The sequence below is a fragment of the Marinomonas sargassi genome (assembly GCF_025716875.1).
Classification (GTDB): Bacteria; Pseudomonadota; Gammaproteobacteria; order Pseudomonadales; family Marinomonadaceae; genus Marinomonas; species Marinomonas sargassi.
In genome coordinates this window covers 521,919-534,802 of record NZ_JAOVZB010000001.1, presented here as the reverse complement: position 1 = coordinate 534,802, position 12,884 = coordinate 521,919, and the positions used below count along the sequence as shown (strand labels likewise).

Annotated in this window: 15 protein-coding genes; 11 read left to right on the top strand and 4 right to left on the bottom strand. The window is 43.5% G+C overall.

Annotated features, from left to right (window positions below):
* Positions 1-3 precede the first annotated feature (3 nt).
* The 4 genes from slmA to coaBC all read right to left on the bottom strand — a co-directional run bounded on the left by slmA (position 4) and on the right by coaBC (position 3,533).
* Positions 4-597, bottom strand: a complete 594-nt coding sequence (gene slmA / locus OFY17_RS02550; RefSeq protein WP_263529129.1) for a nucleoid occlusion factor SlmA — start codon at positions 595-597, stop codon at positions 4-6.
* Positions 598-636: 39 nt separating this feature from the next.
* A complete protein-coding gene (gene argB, locus OFY17_RS02545) occupies positions 637-1,542 on the bottom strand; it encodes an acetylglutamate kinase (RefSeq protein WP_263529128.1) in 906 nt (301 codons plus the stop codon).
* Between the two features lie 288 nt (positions 1,543-1,830).
* Positions 1,831-2,289 carry a dUTP diphosphatase gene (gene dut, locus OFY17_RS02540; RefSeq protein WP_263529127.1) on the bottom strand — a complete coding sequence of 153 codons (459 nt, stop codon included), beginning with the start codon at positions 2,287-2,289 and terminating at the stop codon, positions 1,831-1,833.
* 14 nt (positions 2,290-2,303) lie between these two features.
* Positions 2,304-3,533, bottom strand: a complete 1,230-nt coding sequence (coaBC, locus tag OFY17_RS02535; RefSeq protein ID WP_263529126.1) for a bifunctional phosphopantothenoylcysteine decarboxylase/phosphopantothenate--cysteine ligase CoaBC — start codon at positions 3,531-3,533, stop codon at positions 2,304-2,306.
* Positions 3,534-3,670: 137 nt separating this feature from the next.
* On the opposite strand from coaBC, the gene radC reads away from it, so the two are divergent.
* From radC to fabA, 11 genes are all read left to right on the top strand, one after another.
* The gene (radC, locus tag OFY17_RS02530) at positions 3,671-4,345 is read left to right on the top strand and encodes a RadC family protein (RefSeq protein WP_263529125.1); all 675 of its coding nucleotides are present in this window, start codon (positions 3,671-3,673) and stop codon (positions 4,343-4,345) included.
* Between the two features lie 177 nt (positions 4,346-4,522).
* A complete protein-coding gene (gene rpmB / locus OFY17_RS02525; RefSeq protein WP_263529124.1) occupies positions 4,523-4,759 on the top strand; it encodes a 50S ribosomal protein L28 in 237 nt (78 codons plus the stop codon).
* 11 nt (positions 4,760-4,770) lie between these two features.
* The gene (rpmG, locus tag OFY17_RS02520) at positions 4,771-4,941 is read left to right on the top strand and encodes a 50S ribosomal protein L33 (protein WP_011978459.1); all 171 of its coding nucleotides are present in this window, start codon (positions 4,771-4,773) and stop codon (positions 4,939-4,941) included.
* A 125-nt stretch (positions 4,942-5,066) separates the two neighbouring features.
* On the top strand, positions 5,067-5,885 hold the full coding sequence (gene mutM / locus OFY17_RS02515) for a bifunctional DNA-formamidopyrimidine glycosylase/DNA-(apurinic or apyrimidinic site) lyase (RefSeq protein WP_263529123.1): 819 nt from the start codon (positions 5,067-5,069) through the stop codon (positions 5,883-5,885).
* Positions 5,886-6,157: 272 nt separating this feature from the next.
* Positions 6,158-7,147: a BMP family lipoprotein gene (locus OFY17_RS02510; RefSeq protein ID WP_263529122.1), complete on the top strand. Its 990-nt coding sequence runs from the start codon at positions 6,158-6,160 to the stop codon at positions 7,145-7,147.
* A 195-nt stretch (positions 7,148-7,342) separates the two neighbouring features.
* A complete protein-coding gene (locus OFY17_RS02505) occupies positions 7,343-8,911 on the top strand; it encodes an ABC transporter ATP-binding protein (protein WP_263529121.1) in 1,569 nt (522 codons plus the stop codon).
* The gene (locus tag OFY17_RS02500) at positions 8,908-10,005 is read left to right on the top strand and encodes an ABC transporter permease (RefSeq protein ID WP_263529120.1); all 1,098 of its coding nucleotides are present in this window, start codon (positions 8,908-8,910) and stop codon (positions 10,003-10,005) included. The genes OFY17_RS02505 and OFY17_RS02500 overlap by 4 nt, the downstream gene beginning before the upstream one ends.
* Positions 10,006-10,014: 9 nt before the next feature.
* Positions 10,015-10,983 carry an ABC transporter permease gene (locus tag OFY17_RS02495; RefSeq protein WP_263529119.1) on the top strand — a complete coding sequence of 323 codons (969 nt, stop codon included), beginning with the start codon at positions 10,015-10,017 and terminating at the stop codon, positions 10,981-10,983.
* Position 10,984: 1 nt separating this feature from the next.
* Positions 10,985-11,404, top strand: a complete 420-nt coding sequence (gene cdd, locus OFY17_RS02490) for a cytidine deaminase (RefSeq protein WP_263529118.1) — start codon at positions 10,985-10,987, stop codon at positions 11,402-11,404.
* Positions 11,405-11,530: 126 nt separating this feature from the next.
* Positions 11,531-12,337 (top strand): helix-turn-helix domain-containing protein, encoded by an 807-nt coding sequence (locus OFY17_RS02485; protein ID WP_263529117.1) that lies wholly within the window; start codon positions 11,531-11,533, stop codon positions 12,335-12,337.
* Between the two features lie 31 nt (positions 12,338-12,368).
* Positions 12,369-12,875: a bifunctional 3-hydroxydecanoyl-ACP dehydratase/trans-2-decenoyl-ACP isomerase gene (gene fabA / locus OFY17_RS02480; RefSeq protein ID WP_322790594.1), complete on the top strand. Its 507-nt coding sequence runs from the start codon at positions 12,369-12,371 to the stop codon at positions 12,873-12,875.
* Positions 12,876-12,884 lie beyond the last annotated feature (9 nt).

The following is a 12,884-nucleotide window of genomic DNA, read 5'->3' as shown; positions in this document are numbered from 1 at the left end:
TATTTATCTGTTCAACATCAAGTTTTGTGCCAAAACCGTCCATTGGTCTTGCCATACGTCCATCGGCTTTACTTTAAACTCACTGCGCACGTAGTGACGAATTTTCCCTTCGATAATCGCAACCAGAAAGTTTGAGCATGGCACAATACCCATTGCTGGACGTAGACCTTGTTTTAAATCGGCTTCGCGAATAATTTGTTTTAACTGTGTTTCAATACGATCAAAAACTTGCGCGATACGAACCCGTAAACGCTCCGTTTCACCCGCTAAAGCATCTGCCGTTAATAGGCGGCACATACCAGGATTTTGCTCTGCAAAGCCAAGAACCAAGGTTAGAATCATTTCAATACGAGTAAGCACATTGCTTTCTTCCTGAACAATGCGATTAATACGAGTGAATAGAGTCTCTTCGATAAACTCGATTAAACCTTCAAACATTTTGGCTTTGCTAGGAAAATGGCGATATAAAGCCGCTTCAGACACGCCCACTTGTTTTGCTAGGGCAGCTGTTGTGATGCGTGCACCGGGGCTGCTTTCTAGCATTTGTGCAAGGGCTTGTAATATCTGTGTACGGCGGTCATTTTTTTTATTCGTCATGATCGTATCCAGCGTTCTACTATATTTGTGAATGTTCTTTTATTCGGCGTTAGTGTTTGAGATTAAGGTACCAACACCTGTGTCGGTAAAAATCTCTAAAAGCGTGGCATGGGGTACACGGCCATCAATAATATGCGAGCTTGTTACGCCTGCATTAACAGCGGATAGTGCACAACTGATTTTCGGCAGCATGCCACCATAGATGGTTCCATCAGCAATTAAAGCATCCACTTGAGCTGTGCTGAGGCCCGTTAAGACGTTGCCTTCTTTATCTTGTACGCCTGAAATATTAGTCAGCAGCATAAGCTTTTCTGCACCAACCGCTTCAGCTACTTTACCAGCCACAAGATCTGCATTGATGTTGTACGAATTGCCTTCATCATCAACACCAATTGGTGCAATAACAGGGATAAGGTCGCTGTTTTCGAAGAGGCTCAAGAAACTCGTATCGATACTCGCTACTTCACCAACATGGCCGATATCAACTTGCTCTGGCGAATTCATGCCTTCTGCTTGGTGTTTAACGAAAAGCTTTTTCGCTTTAATGAAACGGCTGTCTTTGCCTGTAATACCTACGGCTTTACCGCCAGCCTCACAGATTAGGTTAACTATGCCTTTATTTACTTGGCCGCCTAGTACCATCTCAACCACGTCCATGGTGGCCGTGTCAGTAACACGCATACCGTTTAGGAACTTAGATTCAATATCTAGCTTGTTCAACATGCTGCCAATTTGAGGTCCACCGCCGTGCACAACAATCGGATTAATACCGATAGCCTTCATCAAAACAATGTCACGTGCGAAGCCTGCTTGTAGTGCCTCATCCGTCATCGCATTGCCGCCATATTTGATTACTAAAGTTTTGCCAGCAAAGCGTTGAATGTAAGGAAGAGATTCGCTTAAAACCTTAGCGACATCTAAAGCGGATTGATGAGTAAAAGGCACGTTGAACGGGCTCCTGTAAAAAACAAAAAATTATTTGGTTGCGGGAATGAAGCTCTGGTAGCCGTGATGGCGAGCGAGTGTGAGCAACCACTTAGAGAGGGAATAATAACGTGATCGAGAGGGATACTCTATAAGTATTTGTATGAAAATATAGATGTTCAGGTATTTAAAAGTGAATATTTTTTTTAGCGAAGCAAAAAGATTAGAGAATTTGATCAAGGCCTTTAAAAAGGTGAGAAAAACTCATCATTTTAAAGGCCTTAATACTTGACTGATAAAGGTTTTTGGCTATTTAGTGCCTGTATGACCAAAGCCGCCTTCACCACGTTCTGTCTTTTCAAACTCAGTCACAATATCAAATTCGGCTTGTACCACGGGGAGCAAAACAAGCTGCGCGACACGCTCACCGGGTTCGATAGTAAAACTGGTTTTGCCTCGGTTCCAGCAGGAAACCATCAGCTCACCTTGGTAGTCAGAATCAATTAAGCCGACAAGGTTACCTAAAACGATACCGTGCTTATGGCCTAAACCGGAGCGAGGCAAGATAGTCGCGGCTAGGTTTGGGTCTTGGATGAAAATGGATAAACCCGTAGGTAATAAAGTGGTATCGCCCGGTGCCAATTCAATGCTTTCGTCAAGGCAAGCGCGAAGGTCTAACCCCGCTGAACCTTCTGTGGCATAAGTTGGCATTGGGATTTCGTTGCCGATTTTGTCGCTTAGTATTTTTAGTTGAATTGCTTGTTTCATGCTGCTCTCTTTTCTCAATTCGATGGGGTGGATTGGGAATGCTGACAAATGAAGTCGACTAGCTGATTCGCTAGTTCACTTTTAGCGGCTTTTGCAGGTTCCCAAGATGTTTGTTTAGTAATGACAGTAACTTGGTTTTCATCTTGATTAAAACCAATGTCTGCGCGGGACACGTCATTAGCAATAATAATATCGAGCCCTTTACGTTCCAATTTACTTTTAGCGTAATCAATTACATTCTGCGTTTCTGCGGCAAACCCCACCATGATGTTGGCGCGCTTATCTTGCGCTAACGTGGCAATGATATCTGGATTTTTGACCAATGTGAGCTGCATTTCATCTGAGTCTGATGTTTTCTTCATTTTTTGGTCAGTTGCCGTCTTCATTTTAAAATCGGCTACGGCGGCAGCGCCAATGAACACGCTAGCGGGTGTATCCATATTACTTTCACAGGCCGCTAACATTTCGTCAGCACTTTTTACCTTTATTAAATTAACGCCAGCGGGAGGAGTGCATTGCACTGGGCCGCTGACTAAGGTGACAGTAGCGCCACGACTTATTGCCGATGCCGCAAGGGCGTAGCCCATTTTTCCTGAACTGTGATTGCTTATGTAGCGTACAGGGTCAATCGCTTCCATGGTCGGTCCAGCGGTAATAACCCAATGTTGACCTGCTAAGGCCTGAGGGATTTGTTTAGCGTGGAAATATTTTGATATGGCAATGTAAATGGCTTCAGGTTCACTCATTCGCCCCGGGCCAATATCGCCACACGCTTGCGCTCCATCAGCTGGACCTTCCATTAGTACGCCACGGCTAAGTAATGTTTTTGTGTTGGCTTGCGTTGCAGCATGTCGCCACATGGCTTGGTTCATAGCGGGTGCGAGCAAGACAGGAGCTTCTGTTGCTAGACAAAGCGTACTTAATAAGTCGTTTGCCATGCCTTGTGCATAGCGTGCCATAAAGTCTGCTGATGCTGGAGCTATCACAATGAGATCAGCCCATTTGGCTAATTCAATATGGCCCATTCCTGCTTCAGCATTGGGATCCAGAATAGTGCTACGAACAGGATTCCCAGAAACGGCCTGTAATGTCATTTCAGTCACAAAGGCTTTTGCGCCTTCGGTTAATACCACTTGGACTTCTGCACCCGCTTTCGTTAGCAAGCGAATTAACTCAATGCTTTTATAAGCAGCAATTCCACCCGTAATGCCGAGCAGAATGCGTTTCTGAGTTAGGTCTGACATAAAAACTTCTCAACTTCTTTTGTATTGGATTAAGTTTAATAAAGAGGACGGAGTCGCTTCTTTATATTGCAGCCCATTATTAACTAATGGCGACTGATTAAGTTACAGCAAGACTATCATGGATCAAGGAGTAGATCATGAGTATAAAGCACTGGCCTGAACAAGAAAGGCCAAGAGAAAAGCTCATTCATCAGGGCGCACAGGCGTTGAGTGATGCAGAACTATTGGCGATTTTCTTAAGAACAGGAACACAAGGAATTAGTGCTGTTGAGCTTGCTCGACAGGTATTGACCGAATTTGGCGGATTACGTTCCCTAATGTCGGCCAGTCGTGAAGATTTTTGTAAAGGTTTTGGTTTGGGAGATGCTAAATACACCCAATTACAGGCTGTTTTGGAAATGTCGAAGCGTCACCTGAAAGAACAGCTTTCCCGAGAGACAGTATTTAATAATGCTGAGCATGTGCGGGCTTATCTTTCTTCTCAATTGCGTCACTCCCAGCGAGAAATCTTCGCTGTACTTTTTCTGGATACCCAACATAGATTAATTCGTTACCAAGAGCTTTTTATGGGCACCATAGATGCTGCAGCTGTTTATCCAAGGGAAGTGGTAAAAGCAGCGTTGCAGTACAATGCGGCCGCTGTAATTCTAGCTCACAACCACCCAAGCGGTGTAGCCGAACCAAGCCAAGCGGATATATCCATTACCTCCAGAATAAAAGATGCACTGAATCTTGTTGAAGTTAGACTGTTAGATCACTTTGTTGTGGGCGATGCTGCCCCAGTATCCTTGGCGGAAAGGGGGCTGATCTAGGTTTTGTTTGCTAGTTGATCATTTTTTAACAAAAGGTTTGCTTGCAGGGCGGTCTTATGGGAGAATTCGCGCCGCTATATCCTCGGTATGGGATTTATTTGGTTCATTCGGAACCATGCTCCGCCTGAGGAAGTGAACTACTTCCAACAATTTCTGGATAGCAAAAGGTATTTAATTATGTCTCGCGTATGTCAAGTTACTGGGAAGCGTCCTGTTACAGGTAACAACGTTTCTCACTCAAAACGTCGTACAAAACGTCGTTTTTTGCCAAACCTTCACTGGCACCGTTTTTGGGTTGAAAGTGAAAACCGTTTCATCCGTCTTCGTGTATCTTCTAAAGGTATGCGTATTATCGATAAAAAAGGTATTGATTCAGTTCTTGCTGAAATTCGTGCCAATGGCGAAAAAGTATAAGGATCTGAATCATGGCTTCTAAAGGCGCTCGCGATTTAATTCGCATGGTATCTTCCGCTGGTACTGGTCACTTTTACACAACTGACAAGAACAAGCGTAATACTCCTGACAAACTTGAAATGAAAAAGTTTGACCCAGTTGTTCGTAAACACGTTATGTATAAAGAAGCGAAAATTAAATAATTTTTGTTTCCTGCAAGCTTGTTAAAAAAAACCGACTCATTTGAGTCGGTTTTTTTTTATCTATTGGTAAGTGGATATATTGGCTAGTTTTTCGTTATGGTACGTTTTATTTGTGGGAGCATTTCATGCCTGAATTACCCGAGGTAGAAACCACCTTGCGTGGTATTGAATCCAACCTAGTTGGCCGAACTGTGTCAAAGATAGATATCCGCCAGCCTAAGCTACGTTGGCCGATTCCCGATGAATTAACGAGTGACATGGTTGGGCAGGAAATAATCAATCTGACTCGACGGGGAAAATACATAGGTGTGCATACTGCCAAGGGCACTTTGATTATTCACCTTGGTATGTCTGGCAGCTTGTACTTTGTGCCAGAGGGCACGCCGCCACTTTTTCACGATCATGTTGATTTTCAATTTTCTGATAATGGAAATTGGCTTCGTTATACAGACCCGCGACGCTTTGGTGCTATCTTATGGACAACCGAAAATTGGACGACTCACGACTTGTTAAGCCATCTAGGTCCAGAACCTTTGTCGGATGAGTTTGATGTGGAGCTTCTACACAACAAAGCCAAAGGTCGTAAAGTGCCGATTAAGACTTTTATTATGGACAGTAAGGTTGTAGTGGGTGTGGGTAACATCTATGCCAATGAAGCCTTATTTAAAGCCGGCATAAAACCGAATCGCATGGCGGGCAATATTAGTAAGGCACGACTAAAGGTATTAGTAGAGTGCATTAAAGTGGTGCTTGCTGCTGCTATTGAGCAAGGCGGAACGACATTAAAAGACTTTGTTGGTGGTGATGGTAAACCGGGTTACTTCAAACAAGAGCTCTCCGTTTATGGGCGAGCGGATAAACCCTGTGTCAGCTGTGAAAGGCCTCTAAAGGAAATTCGTCTGGCGCAGCGCAGCACTGTCTATTGTTCCCATTGCCAAACTTAGCATTATTTTTATTCAATGCTTGGCCAATATGCCTCTTAGGTATAAAAATTGCTGATTAATCGGATTGGCAAAAAGAAAACAGAAAGTTTTGGCGTGTTCTACAATAATTACGCTACTTTTGATGGAATAATGACTGCTGATAGCAAAAATGTAACGCAATCTTTGTATATAGGATTGCAGTATTAATCAATTCGGTTTATTTTGACCAGTTAGGCAAGATTGTAAAAACATTATAATTTTTGGTTTGAATAACTTACTAAAGGGGTATTGGAATGAAGGGTGTATTTGTAGCGTCTCTTACGGCGTTAGCCATCTCATCAACTATGGTTAGTGCGGCAGATCCAGCTGTTGTTTACGACCAAGCTGGTAAATTCGATAAATCATTTAACGAAGGCGTTTATAACGGCGTTAAAAAATACACAGCGGAAAGCAAAATTCAAGTTCGTGAATTTGAACCAAAGAATGAAGCTCAGGTAGAACAAGGTCTTCGTCGTCTTGCGACTCGTGGTTACTCTCCAATCGTTTCTGTTGGTTTTAACATGACGTCAGCAGTAGAGAAAGTAGCGAAAGATTTTCCAGATGTTAAGTTCACTATCATTGATGGTGTAATCGACCTACCAAACGTTCAGTCTGTTGTGTTTAAAGAGCATGAAGGTTCTTTCGTTGTTGGTGCATTGGCAGCAATGGCGTCTAAAACAGATGCTGTAGGTTTTGTTGGTGGAATGGATATCCCTCTAATTCGTCGTTTTGGTTGTGGTTACGAGCAAGGTGCTAAATACGTATCTTCTAGCGCAACGGTTCTACAAAACATGACGGGTTCTACAGGTGCTGCCTTTAACGATCCAACTAAAGGTTCTGAACTTGCGAAAAGCCAATTCTCTCAAGGCGCTGACGTTGTCTTCGCAGCAGCAGGTGGTACTGGTATCGGTGTGTACCAAGCAGCAAAAGACGAAGGTAAATTTGCGATTGGTGTAGATTCCAACCAAAACCATATCCAGCCAGGTACTATGCTAACGTCTATGGTTAAGCGTGTTGACCAAGCGGCGTACAACACATACAAAGATGCTGAAATGGGTACTTGGAAATCAGGTATCGTTGTTCTTGGTTTAGCAGAAGGCGGTGTTGATTGGGCTCTTGATGACAACAACGCAAGCCTTGTAACCGCTGAGATGAAAGCGAAAGTTGAAGACATTCGCAGCAAAATCATCAGTGGTGACATTAAAGTGCATGACTACATGTCAGACAGTACTTGTACTTACTAAGACATAAAATAGAAACAGCTATTCGCCTAGGGTGAATAGCTGTTTTTTTTGTGTAAATGTTTTCACCTACTAAGCTATTCTGAATAGTTTTTAGTCGGTGATATTGAGTGTTTATAAAACATCAAGAATTTTCATTTTGAGCTGTTTCCAAATGGACTTTTAGTGTTTCACTTCAGCAGATAACGACATACAGATATGACTACAGACACAACGCCATACGCAATTGAGTTGCGAGATATCAGCAAGCGCTTTGGGGCGGTTCAAGCCAACAAAGATATTTGTTTGCAAGTTCCAGCAGGCACAGTTCACGGCATTATTGGTGAGAACGGTGCAGGTAAATCGACACTAATGAGTATCATCTATGGCTTCTATGAAGCAGATACGGGTTACATTGAAGTCGATGGAAAGCGTATTGATATCCATAACTCACAAGATGCGATTAACGCAGGCATAGGTATGGTGCATCAGCACTTTATGTTGGTGGAAAACTTTAGCGTTCTGGAAAACGTCATCTTGGGTGCTGAGGGTGGAGCCTTGCTAAAAGAGGGTGTTGAAACCGCTCGCGTTGAATTACAACGACTTGCCCAAGAATACAGCTTAGACATTGATGTTGATGCGATAGTGGAAGACTTACCTGTTGGTCTACAGCAACGTGTTGAGATCCTAAAAGCCTTATATCGTGGTGCTCGTATTCTGATTCTTGATGAGCCAACGGGTGTGTTAACCCCGCAAGAAGCCGATCATTTATTTAGAATCTTGGATGCCCTAAAAGAGCAAGGCGTTACTGTATTGCTTATTACGCACAAATTGCGTGAGATTCTGGCATCGACAGACAATGTTTCTGTCATGCGACAAGGACAAATGGTTGCCCACCGTGAAACCGCTAAGACAAGCAAAGAAGAGCTAGCGGAATTAATGGTAGGTAAAAAAGTTCGTCTTACGGTAGATAAAGACGAAGCGACACCAAGCGATGTTTTCTTATCGGCTAAAAATATTTCTCAGTACGATAAGCAAGGTGTAAAGCGCCTGAAAAATATCAATTTAGAGTTACGTGCCGGTGAAATTGTTGGTATTGCTGGTGTATCTGGCAATGGACAAAGTGAGCTGCTAAATGTGCTGTCGGGCATTGAGCCTATGACAGAAGGTGAGCTACATGTTGCAGGCCAAGTTATCACCGCAAAAGCACCGAAAGATGCGGCCCAAATGCGTGGCTTGAAAATGGCACATGTGCCAGAAGACAGACATAAAATGGGCTTGGTAACAGGCTTTGAAGCTTATGAAGCGGCTGTATTGGGTTACCACAATTCTTCAGACTACAACGGCAAAGTCTTGATGAACCGCAAGGTGATGATAGACGAATGTAACCAGCGTATGGCGGATTGGGATGTTCGTCCACCAAACCCACATTTAAAAACCGCCAACTTCTCTGGTGGTAATCAGCAAAAAATTGTTATCGCTCGTGAAGTAGAGCAAAACCCAGACATCCTTTTGATTGGCCAGCCAACACGAGGTGTAGACATTGGGGCAATTGAAAATATCCATGAACAGATAGTGAAATTAAGAGACTCAGGAAAAGCAATCTTACTAGTCTCGGTAGAATTGGACGAAATTATGGCACTAAGTGATCGCATTATTGTGATGTTTGATGGTGCGGTTGTCGGTGAGTTAGACGCTAAAGACGCAGACGAACGTACGCTAGGTTTGATGATGGCGAATGCCTTCAATAAAGAAGAGCAAGAAAATCAAAAAGGAGAATCCGCATGAGTCAGGCAAAAGTACCTGCTTGGGTGAACCTTGCGCTTATTCCTTTCCTCAATATTCTGTTGGCTTTTGTTGTTTCAGGTTTGGTTATCCTAGCCATAGGTGAAGACCCAATTGAAGCGGCAAGTTTTCTAATTTACGGTGCGTTTGGCTATAACGAAGGTATCGCTTATACCTTGTATTACGCTACTAACCTTATCTTTACTGGCTTAGCGGTTTCTGTCGCTTTTAAAGGTGGCTTGTTCAACATAGGTGGTGAAGGGCAAGCTTACATCGGTGGTTTGGGTGTGGGTCTTGTGTGTTTATCCCTAGATCACACTATGCCTTTGTATATTATCGCGCCATTGGCCATTTTAGGTGCCGCGGCTTTTGGTGCAGCATGGGCTTATGTGCCTGCTTACCTGCAAGCTCGTCGTGGTAGCCACATTGTTATCACCACCATCATGTTTAACTTTATTGCGTCTTCTTTAATGGTTTACCTCATCGTGAACTGGTTAAAAGAAGAAGGCCGTATGGCAGCGAACAGCCGTACTTTCGAAGAAAGTGCATGGTTACCTCACCTCAGCGATATTCTGGCTCCTCTTGGTATTGATATTGGTTACGCACCATTAAACCTTGCCTTTGTACTGGCATTGGTTTGTTGTGTTTTAGTCTGGGCTTTGTTGTGGCACACCCGTTGGGGCTACCAATTAAGGACTCTGGGAACGAATCCAACTGCTGCGAAATACGCAGGTATTGATACCGCCAAAGTTACTATTTGGGCGATGTTAATTTCAGGTGGTTTAGCAGGCTTTGTTGGCGTTAACGAAATTATGGGGGCTAACCACAGTTTGCTGCTCAACTTTACTGCTGGTTATGGTTTTGCTGGTATTGCTGTGTCCTTGATGGGACGTAACCACCCTATTGGTATCATTATGGCGGCCATCTTGTTTGGTGCTTTATACCAAGGTGGTTCTGAGCTGGCGTTTGAAATTCCAACTATCACTCCTGAGATCGTTATCGTGATTCAAGGTTTGGTTATTTTGTTCTCTGGTGCGCTTGAACACATGTTCAAAGACCGTATCGAAGGCTTTTTTATTCGCAGAGCAGTGGCGTAGGAGAGAATCATGTTTGAAACATTAATACTTATGTTAGATGCGACCATGCGAGTTTCTGCCCCTTTGATCTTGGCAGCACTAGCGGGCTTATACGCAGAAAGGTCAGGTATTGTAGACATCGGCCTTGAAGGTAAGATTTTAGGCAGTGCCTTCGCAGCAGCGGCAGGTGCAGCAGTTTATGGTTCCGCATGGATTGGCCTTGGCTTTGGTGTATTAGCGTCGGTCTTCTTAGCTATGATTCACGGCTTCGCTTGTATTACTCACCGTGGTGATCACATTGTATCGGGTGTGGCGATCAACACTATTGTGGCGGGTTTGACTGTTACCCTATCTATGAACTGGTTCAGCATGGGCGGTCAAACACCAACCTTGTCGGGCGATGCTCGCTTTTTATCGGTAACGCTTCCTTTCGCAGACGCTTTAGCAGATGTGCCCGTTATTGGTCTCATTTACTCTGAGCTATTAAGTGGCCATAACATTTTGGTGTACCTTGCCTTCTTGATGGTGCCAGCGACCTATTGGGCAATTTACAAAACACGCTTTGGCTTGCGCCTTCGTGCGGTTGGTGAAAACCCACATGCGGTTGATACGGCGGGTATTTCCGTTGCCTTCGTACGTTACCGTGCTTTGATTATTTGTGGCATCTTGTGTGGTATTGCAGGTGCTTATCTATCCACCGCTCACAATGCGGGCTTCCTAAAAGACATGAGTGCAGGTAAAGGCTACATGGCTTTGGCGGCGTTAATCTTTGGTAAGTGGCGACCAGTACCTGTGTTGTTTGCTTGTTTACTGTTTGGTTTCCTAGATGCCCTTGCGATTCGTATGCAAGGTGTAGAAATTGCTGGTATCGGTGAAGTGCCTGTACAAGCGATTGAAGTATTGCCTTATGTATTAACGGTATTACTGCTTGCTGGCTTCATCGGTAAAGCGGTTGGTCCGAAAGCCATAGGCCGACCTTATGTGAAAGAGCGGGCTTAATATGGTGAATGAGCCTAAAGAGCCAACAATGAATATGTCCTTGTTTGAAATGGCAAAATCCTCAATGGGTAAGGCATATGCGCCTTACTCTAAGTTTTTTGTTGGTGCGGCACTGGTCACCCCAAACGGAAAAACTTTCGCAGGTTGTAATGTCGAGAATGCGGCTTACCCTGAAGGTGTTTGCGCAGAAGCGGGTGCTATCTCTGCCATGGTGCTAGACGGAGAAACCAAGATCCAAGAGATCTATGTAATGGGACAAGGTGACGCGCTGGTAACCCCTTGCGGTGGTTGTCGTCAAAAGATACGAGAGTTCTCTACACCAGATACTCAAATACATGTTTGTGACTCTGAGGGCATTCGTAAAACCCTGAGCATGGAAGAGCTACTGCCTTTCTCCTTTGGTCCTGAGAATTTAGGGTAACCTGAGTTTCTTATCTTTAAGCTCAACCATTTGAATTCAACAATAAAAGCCACCTATGTGGCTTTTATTGTTTTGAAAGAGTTAAATGAGCGAGAATACTTAACAACTTTATGGTGAACATGGATCATGTACACTCAAAAATATGTCCCATTTCAACCGACTTTGACATTGGAAGGTCAGTCATACTTCGGTTTATCCATTGAGCTAACTCCCCCTGTAGCGGCGTTAGCCGATGCAATTCATGCATATATTCAAGTGAAAGTGGATACACCAACGCCGTACCCTATGATCCCTGATGCTACAAATGTTCTATTCTTTTCTTCTAAAACGAGTATGGTGGGGGGAACGCGTTTATCCATTCTAGAAGCCCAGCTTCTGGAACCTGGAGAGTATTTCGGTGTTTGGTTTAAACCGGGCATGTTTAGGCAATTTTTTAATGTCGATCTTGCTGATATAACGCAAGCCGTGGTTGACGATGACTATTTATCAAATCGCCATTTTAGTTATTTAGGCGAACGTTTATATGACAAGAAAGGTTTTCAAGAAAAGGTCGCCTTGTGTGACTCGCTCTTTTTGAAATCCCTTTTAGGTCAGCCGTTACCCTTATTGAGTGGAGCCTTACAGCTTATTTATGAGAGCTTTGGATCTATATCAGTGGAGAAGCTGGCAGACAAGGTAGGGATAAGCTGTCGCCAGCTTAATAGACAGTTTTCTTTGCACACCGGAGTGTCTACAAAGGCATTTTCTCAGTTAATCAAAGCGCAAGCGCTATTAAGAAACTACTATTTAGGTAGCGAATCTATTTTAGCCTACGGTCTTGATTTGGGTTTTTATGATCAGTCTCATTTGAGTAAATCGCTCAAAAAGCATCATGTCTCTTCACTCTCTTCTCAAGCACAAAGCTTCATGTCCGATTTTTACAAGCCGCGCTAAGAAAGAAGAGACATACTCTTTTCGAAATAACGTGGAGAAGAGAATGATGTTTTCAAATGCTGATGTGCTAGCAATGTCCGAAGGGAATTTTTTCGGTACAGGTAATGCGCAATTACCTAGTGACCAAATGCTGATGATTGATGAAATCACACATCTTGATTTAGAAGGTGGTCAATATGGTAAAGGTTTACTAGAGGCCAATTTTAAAATTCACCCTAACCATTGGTTTTTTGCTTGTCACTTTAAAGGAGATCCAGTCATGCCGGGTTGTTTAGGCTTGGATGCTTTGTGGCAATTATTAGGTGTATTTTTAGGCTGGTCAGGTTTACCGGGTAAAGGTCGCGCTTTAGGTGTGGGAAAAGTGCGTTTTACGGGGCAAATTTATCCCTCAGCCCATTCAATAGAATATAAAATCCATATCAAACGAGTTAAAAAGTCCCCGCTGGGTATGGGGATCGCAGATGGTTTTGTGTTGCTTGATGGTAAGGTTATTTATGAAGCACAAGATCTGAAAGTAGGTTTAATAAAAGCAGTATAAATGCTTCCT

Bases quoted from the DNA above. Each gene is read 5' to 3' on its own strand.
- slmA (WP_263529129.1), bottom strand. From the start codon at position 597: ATGACGAATAAAAAAAATGACCGCCGTACACAGATATTACAAGCCCTT.
- dut (WP_263529127.1), bottom strand. From the start codon at position 2,289: ATGAAACAAGCAATTCAACTAAAAATACTAAGCGACAAAATCGGCAAC.
- coaBC (WP_263529126.1), bottom strand. From the start codon at position 3,533: ATGTCAGACCTAACTCAGAAACGCATTCTGCTCGGCATTACGGGTGGA.
- radC (WP_263529125.1), top strand. From the start codon at position 3,671: ATGAGTATAAAGCACTGGCCTGAACAAGAAAGGCCAAGAGAAAAGCTC.
- rpmB (WP_263529124.1), top strand. From the start codon at position 4,523: ATGTCTCGCGTATGTCAAGTTACTGGGAAGCGTCCTGTTACAGGTAAC.
- rpmG (WP_011978459.1), top strand. From the start codon at position 4,771: ATGGCTTCTAAAGGCGCTCGCGATTTAATTCGCATGGTATCTTCCGCT.
- mutM (WP_263529123.1), top strand. From the start codon at position 5,067: ATGCCTGAATTACCCGAGGTAGAAACCACCTTGCGTGGTATTGAATCC.
- OFY17_RS02510 (WP_263529122.1), top strand. From the start codon at position 6,158: ATGAAGGGTGTATTTGTAGCGTCTCTTACGGCGTTAGCCATCTCATCA.
- OFY17_RS02505 (WP_263529121.1), top strand. From the start codon at position 7,343: ATGACTACAGACACAACGCCATACGCAATTGAGTTGCGAGATATCAGC.
- OFY17_RS02500 (WP_263529120.1), top strand. From the start codon at position 8,908: ATGAGTCAGGCAAAAGTACCTGCTTGGGTGAACCTTGCGCTTATTCCT.
- OFY17_RS02495 (WP_263529119.1), top strand. From the start codon at position 10,015: ATGTTTGAAACATTAATACTTATGTTAGATGCGACCATGCGAGTTTCT.
- cdd (WP_263529118.1), top strand. From the start codon at position 10,985: ATGGTGAATGAGCCTAAAGAGCCAACAATGAATATGTCCTTGTTTGAA.
- OFY17_RS02485 (WP_263529117.1), top strand. From the start codon at position 11,531: ATGTACACTCAAAAATATGTCCCATTTCAACCGACTTTGACATTGGAA.